The sequence below is a fragment of the Vibrio methylphosphonaticus genome, from assembly GCF_023634655.1.
GTDB lineage: Bacteria > Pseudomonadota > Gammaproteobacteria > Enterobacterales > Vibrionaceae > Vibrio > Vibrio methylphosphonaticus.
In genome coordinates, this window is record NZ_JAMKMS010000081.1 from 1 (window position 1) to 369 (window position 369).

General features: G+C 42.8%; 1 pseudogene. It reads right to left on the reverse strand.

Annotation, left to right across the window (positions count from 1 at the left end):
• Window positions 1–186, reverse strand: a pseudogene (locus M9196_RS23335) (IS66 family transposase); the annotation flags it as partial.
• Window positions 187–369 lie beyond the last annotated feature (183 nt).

The following is a 369-nucleotide window of genomic DNA, read 5'->3' on the forward strand; positions in this document are numbered from 1 at the left end:
GTCATCGTAAGGCTTTAACGCCTCCGAACGTTTCGCGAACTGGCGGTCGAAGGCAAGTTTGAGTTGCTCAAGTAGCGACTGGCGCTCTTGTTTCCACTCGCTTTTCTCCGACATCAGTGCTTTCACCATCGCTTGTAGCTCGGCAACACTTTGACTTTCTGGGTTGATATCTGGCGTCTTTTTCATGACATTTATTATACTAAAATCATGCCGTTAATGCTTGGTGGATAAAGCTTTCTTATCGTTTAACTCATTGTAAAATCGTTTATTTTGACGGCTTCATGACCGATAATTGTGAAGCCAGAAAGCAGTCTATCAAGCTCGAATTGAGTCAGGGTAAACACTTCATTTTTCTCTTTTGTAGGCCAT